This window comes from Mesorhizobium sp. (genome assembly GCF_005063415.1).
Classification (GTDB): Bacteria; Pseudomonadota; Alphaproteobacteria; order Rhizobiales; family Rhizobiaceae; genus Mesorhizobium.
Genome location: NZ_SUEG01000384.1, coordinates 1 through 385, shown reverse-complemented (window position 1 = coordinate 385; position 385 = coordinate 1). Strand labels below are relative to the sequence as shown.

At 59.0% G+C, this 385-nt stretch carries 1 protein-coding gene; it reads right to left on the bottom strand.

The window, feature by feature from the left end:
* Positions 1 to 103 precede the first annotated feature (103 nt).
* A partial coding sequence (locus E5W70_RS32720) for a hypothetical protein (protein WP_292665515.1) occupies positions 104 to 385 on the bottom strand: 282 nt, incomplete at its 5' end.

Sequence of the window (385 nt, the reverse complement as noted above, 5' to 3'; positions counted from 1 at the left end):
CTGCCGAAGCGGCTGATGATCCACAAGCCAATGAAGATCGACGGCAAGATCCATTGGATCACCGAACGGTTCCGGGGATGAGTCCGGCAAACGGCTGGACAGTTCAGGGGGAATAGACGAGCGCATGGAGATCCATGCGTATTGCTACAATCCACAATGCCACCACAATCAGCCGCTCGATCTCGGAAAGCTGAAGGCTAAGCTCGGCCCTAAGGCGCCAGCAATGGCGGATGATCTGATTCCCAAGCTCAAGTGCGCAAAGTGCAGTGGCAAGCGTGTCGGGTTGACCTATACGCCCGACACCGCGCCGCCTGCCTACCGGGCAAGATCGTAGAGCCGGCAGCTGGCCGTAGCCGAATTTCTTCAGGCCGGCGAGGGCGATGAC